This is a genomic window from Streptococcus sp. IMAU 99161 (assembly GCF_014435245.1).
Lineage (GTDB): Bacteria > Bacillota > Bacilli > Lactobacillales > Streptococcaceae > Streptococcus > Streptococcus lactarius.
In genome coordinates this window covers 383-5,248 of the sequence record NZ_JAAPAW010000005.1, presented here as the reverse complement: position 1 = coordinate 5,248, position 4,866 = coordinate 383, and the positions used below count along the sequence as shown (strand labels likewise).

Sequence of the window (4,866 nt, the reverse complement as noted above, 5' to 3'; positions counted from 1 at the left end):
TCTCAAGATCTTAGAGATCACTATGAACTCTATCAACTCTTACTGTTTCATTTTCAAGAGAAGCACGCTGACTATTTCTTTGAATTGATCACAGAGTCCATTTCTGCTGTGAATCCTATCTTCCAGACTATTTTTAGGAGCTTTTTGAGAGATCAGGATAAGATCATTAATGCACTGGAACTTCCCTACTCAAACGCAAAACTTGAAGCAACAAATAACCTCATCAAAGTCATCAAGCGAAATGCTTTTGGCTTCCGAAATTTTGAAAACTTTAAAACGAGAATTCTCATCGCTTTGAACATCAAAAAGGAGAGAACCAATTTGGTTCTCTCCAGGTTATAACTTTTCATCAACCCACTACAGTTGACAAAGAGCCATAAAACCTACCGAAGTTTTTTGATATAGAGAATTATTCAAATTCGTAAAGAGTAGTAGAAAGGTAACGTTCGCCATTATCTGGTGCAAGAGCAAGAACTTTTTTGCCGCTACCCAATTCTTTAGCTACTTCAATCGCAGCATAGATCGCAGCAGCACTAGAAATACCGACTAAGAATCCTTCAGCTCCCCCGATAGCACGTGCTAGTTCGAAAGCTTCCTCAGAAGACACACGACGAACGCCATCATAAGAATTTGTGTCTAAAGTATTTGGAATAAAACCAGCGGATATACCTTGAATTTTATGTGGTCCAGGTTTTTCACCAGAAAGGACTGCAGATTCATTGGCCTCAACAGCATAGACTTTAACTGCTGGATTATTCTTTTTCAACGTATGAGAAATACCAGAAACAGTACCACCAGTACCGACGCCTGCAACAAAAGCATCAAGGCCTTCTTTTCCAAAAGCATCAACAATTTCTTGTCCAGTTGTTCTCTCATGAACCTCTGGGTTAGCAGGGTTTTCAAATTGAAGAGGAAGGAAACCGTTTCGTTCTGCAGCAATTGCTTCAGCTTTGGCAATAGCACCTTTCATTCCTTCGCTACCAGGGGTTAAAACGAGTTCAGCTCCGTAAGCTTGGATGATTTTACGACGTTCCACACTCATGGTTTCAGGCATGACAATCACAACTTTATAGCCTTTTGCTGCTCCAACCCATGACAAACCAATCCCAGTATTTCCACTAGTTGCTTCAACAATCGTATCACCTGGTTTAATTTTGCCATCTGCTTCAGCTTTTTCAATCATGCTCAAAGCAATCCGGTCTTTGACAGATGATCCAGGGTTGAAAGCTTCTAGTTTAACATAGACATCTGCAGCTCCTTCAGGAACAAGACGATTCAACTTGACAATCGGAGTGTTTCCAATCAATTCTGTAATATTTTCATAAATAGCCATAATATACCTCAATTCTAGGTTCTCTTGATATTATCTAGTATAGTCTCTTACGGGAAGAAAGTAAAATATAGAATTTTTATGGATGCGATAAACAAAACCTATCGTTGCCAATAGGTTTTGTTTATTTTAAGTGCTTTATTGCTTCTCAGGGAAAAGAAGGGGTACTTCAACCTCACGAATCCCTTGATCTTCTATGTGGACTTTGCCATTGTAAAATTCGACTAAAGCTGCTGTGATCGAACTTTGGCTTTCTTTATCTACAAAGATAGTAGTCGTCACCAGATCGGTAAACAGCGGATCTTGTTCCGTCAATTGATGATCTTTTAAAAAATTAACAAACTCTTGGTATTGGGAATAAGAAAGTGTAATCCCTAGGACCACTTGTTCTTTGATTTCTACCAGCCCAATCTCTCGAACCGCTTGAGCAACACTTCCAGAGTATGCACGAATCAGACCGCCAGCGCCTAATTTAATTCCCCCAAAATAGCGGGTAACCACGACACAACTATTGGCGATGTGATGATTCTCTAAAACTCCCAACATCGGTACACCCGCTGTTCCACTAGGTTCGCCATCGTCACTAGTCCGTTTGATGTTACTTTGTTCTCCAATGATGAAAGCAGAGCAATTATGTGTAGCCTTGTAGTGTTCCTTCTTGATCGCGTTGATAAAATCTCTAGCTTCCTCTTCAGAAGAGACACGTTTAACATGACAAATAAATTTAGATTTTTTGATTTCTTCCTGGACGGTACCGTCAACTTTAAATGTAATATATTCCATAGTTTTATTTTACAAAAAAAGAACTATTTTCACCAATTTTTACGAATTAATAAGTATGAAGATTGAAGATACTTATGGAAGGCTCTTAACCAAGAGTCAAATGACAGATGATTTATATAAAATAGCCCAAGAAATTCCAGCAATAGAAAAACAAAATGGGGCCTACGTTTGTTTTAGATGTGGTAGTGTGATTGATCAAAAACTATGGAGGTTGAGTGAAGATGTATTGTATTGTAGAGCCTGTATCCAATTGGGAAGACTCCGGAGTGATCAGAAGCTGTATGCCATAGCGCAGCAAGACTTTGAAGGCCAAGAGGTATTGAACTGGAAAGGAACCTTAACTTCATATCAACAAGAGGTATCTGATGGACTGATCCAAGCAGTGAAAGGAAACAAGAATGCTTTGGTCCACGCTGTGACAGGTGCCGGAAAAACGGAAATGATGTACCAAGTTGTAGCGAATTCGATCAAGAATGGTAAAGCAGTTTGTATTGCAACACCACGAATTGATGTTTGTATCGAATTGTACCGAAGAATGAAGGAAGATTTTTCCTGCCCCATATCCTTGCTTCATGGAGAGTCGGAGCCTTATTTTCGAACGCCTTTGGTGATCGCGACCACACACCAATTGTTAAAGTTTTACAAAGCATTTGATCTTCTGATCATTGATGAAGTGGATGCCTTCCCCTATGTGGACAATCCCGTGTTATATAAAGCAGCCCAAAATGCAATTAAAAAAGAAGGCAACACCCTTTATTTAACTGCAACCTCTACAGATGAATTGGACAAGAAAGTAAAGAAAAAGGAAGTCAGTCGTTATAGTCTACCTAGAAGATTTCACGGCAACCCCTTAGTAGTTCCTGAGATAAAATGGGTTTCAAAAATTAGACAGAAGATAGAAAAAGGAAAAATTTCACATGATTTATTGCAGCTTATCAAACAGCAAAGACAAACAACCTATCCCTTGTTACTATTTGTATCAGAAATTGAACTAGGTAAACAATTGAAAGATATTTTAACAAAATATTTTCCAAAGGAAAAACTTGGATTTGTCTCTTCTAAAACAGAGGACCGATTACGGATCGTTGAGGAGTTTAGAAATAGAGAAGTATCCATTTTGGTTTCAACCACCATTTTAGAGAGAGGAGTTACCTTTCCTTTAGTAGACGTCTTTGTTATAGAAAGTAACCATCGCTTATTTACGAAAAGTACATTGGTACAAATCTCAGGAAGGGTTGGTCGTAGTAAAGAAAGACCAACGGGACAGTTACTCTTTTTAGCTGATGGGATCACAAAAGCCATGAAAAACGCTGTAAAGGAAATTAAAGAAATGAATCAGGAGGCAGGCTTTTGAAACAATGTTTACTTTGTGAAAAAGAATTAAGAGAGAACCATCAGTTTAGAGAGCTGCTCCTTTTATGTCATCAAGAAGAGTGGATTTGCAAAGAATGTAAAGAATCGTTTCAAGAGATTGGGAGCATTCATTGCCCAAGATGTTTTAAAGAGAAAGAAGAACAGATCTGCAAGGACTGTGAATTGTGGGAACAAAAGGGGAATATCGTCCATCATGAAGCTATATATAGGTACAACGAATCGATGAAAGAATACTTTAAACGTTACAAGTTTGAAGGAGATAAACTACTAGGAAAAGTATTTTCAAGAAGATTAAAAACAGAACTAAAAAAATATAAGAATTACATAGTTGTTCCAACACCCATTAGTAGAGAGAAAAAGCAAGAAAGGGGCTTTAATCAAGTCTCAACCATATTAGATGATGCAAAGATAAACTATAGTGATATATTTGAAAAAAAGGATGGGGTAGCGCAATCTAAAAAAACAAGAGAAGAACGGTTAAAAACAAGCCAACATTTCCGTTTAAAGGGGAAGGTTCAAAAGAATAAACAGTATTTAATCGTTGATGATATCTATACTACAGGTAAAACAATCGAGCTGATGAAGCAACTATTAACTGAAAAAGGTGTGAAAGAAATAAAGACATTTTCAATTGCAAGGTAAGAAAAAGATTTGCAAAATCATAGTGAAAGCGTTATAATAAACATATAAAGTAAAATGTTTAGAAAGAAGGTACTTATATGATTAAATATAGTATCCGTGGTGAAAACCTAGAAGTAACAGAAGCCATTCGCGACTATGTCGTTTCTAAACTTGAAAAGATTGAAAAATATTTTCAGGCAGACCAAGATTTAGATGCCCGAGTTAATTTAAAAGTCTACCGCCAAAAGACTGCAAAAGTAGAAGTCACTATCCCATTAGGATCGATTACTCTTCGTGCTGAAGATGTCTCACAAGATATGTACGGATCCATCGATCTTGTTACAGATAAGATTGAACGCCAAATTCGTAAAAACAAAACGAAAATCGAAAAGAAAAATCGTGTAAAATCTGGTGCAGGCAAACTCTTTACAGATGCAGTAGTTGAAGAAGCTGGCACAACTGAAAAAGTTGTTCGTTCAAAAACAATTGATCTTGAACCAATGGACTTAGAAGAAGCAATCCTTCAGATGGATTTATTAGCTCATGATTTCTTCATTTACCGAGATGCTGAAGATAACACGACCAATGTGATCTATCGAAGAGAAGATGGAGATATTGGCTTATTAGAAGTTAAAGAATAAACAGAATGGTCCTAGAATTCTAGGGCCTTTTTTAATAATCCCCCAACAAAATAAAAAAACTTAGAAAAAAGTATTGACAGATAAGAAATGGCGTGATATACTAATATAGTTGTCGCG

General features: G+C 37.2%; 6 protein-coding genes. 4 read left to right on the top strand and 2 right to left on the bottom strand.

The window, feature by feature from the left end; all coding sequences use genetic code 11:
- On the top strand, positions 1 to 342 hold a 342-nt coding region (locus tag HA044_RS02280; RefSeq protein ID WP_187538896.1), incomplete at its 5' end, for a transposase.
- A gap of 67 nt (positions 343 to 409) precedes the next feature.
- On the opposite strand, the gene cysK is transcribed toward HA044_RS02280, so the two are convergent.
- The gene (gene cysK, locus HA044_RS02275; RefSeq protein WP_187538894.1) at positions 410 to 1,333 is read right to left on the bottom strand and encodes a cysteine synthase A; all 924 of its coding nucleotides are present in this window, start codon (positions 1,331 to 1,333) and stop codon (positions 410 to 412) included.
- A gap of 135 nt (positions 1,334 to 1,468) precedes the next feature.
- The gene (locus HA044_RS02270; RefSeq protein WP_187538892.1) at positions 1,469 to 2,113 is read right to left on the bottom strand and encodes a YigZ family protein; all 645 of its coding nucleotides are present in this window, start codon (positions 2,111 to 2,113) and stop codon (positions 1,469 to 1,471) included.
- 55 nt (positions 2,114 to 2,168) lie between these two features.
- On the opposite strand from HA044_RS02270, the gene HA044_RS02265 reads away from it, so the two are divergent.
- The 3 genes from HA044_RS02265 to hpf all read left to right on the top strand — a co-directional run bounded on the left by HA044_RS02265 (position 2,169) and on the right by hpf (position 4,749).
- A complete protein-coding gene (locus tag HA044_RS02265; protein ID WP_187538898.1) occupies positions 2,169 to 3,467 on the top strand; it encodes a DEAD/DEAH box helicase in 1,299 nt (432 codons plus the stop codon).
- Positions 3,464 to 4,129, top strand: a complete 666-nt coding sequence (locus HA044_RS02260; protein WP_187538890.1) for a ComF family protein — start codon at positions 3,464 to 3,466, stop codon at positions 4,127 to 4,129. Before HA044_RS02265 ends, HA044_RS02260 begins: the two co-directional genes overlap by 4 nt.
- Before the next feature lie 77 nt (positions 4,130 to 4,206).
- Entirely contained in the window at positions 4,207 to 4,749 is a 543-nt protein-coding gene (gene hpf, locus HA044_RS02255) for a ribosome hibernation-promoting factor, HPF/YfiA family (protein WP_187538888.1), read from the top strand.
- Positions 4,750 to 4,866: the final 117 nt, after the last annotated feature.

Coding starts and splice junctions, on each gene's coding strand:
- cysK (WP_187538894.1), bottom strand. CDS start 1,333: ATGGCTATTTATGAAAATATTACAGAATTGATTGGAAACACTCCGATT.
- HA044_RS02270 (WP_187538892.1), bottom strand. CDS start 2,113: ATGGAATATATTACATTTAAAGTTGACGGTACCGTCCAGGAAGAAATC.
- HA044_RS02265 (WP_187538898.1), top strand. CDS start 2,169: ATGAAGATTGAAGATACTTATGGAAGGCTCTTAACCAAGAGTCAAATG.
- hpf (WP_187538888.1), top strand. CDS start 4,207: ATGATTAAATATAGTATCCGTGGTGAAAACCTAGAAGTAACAGAAGCC.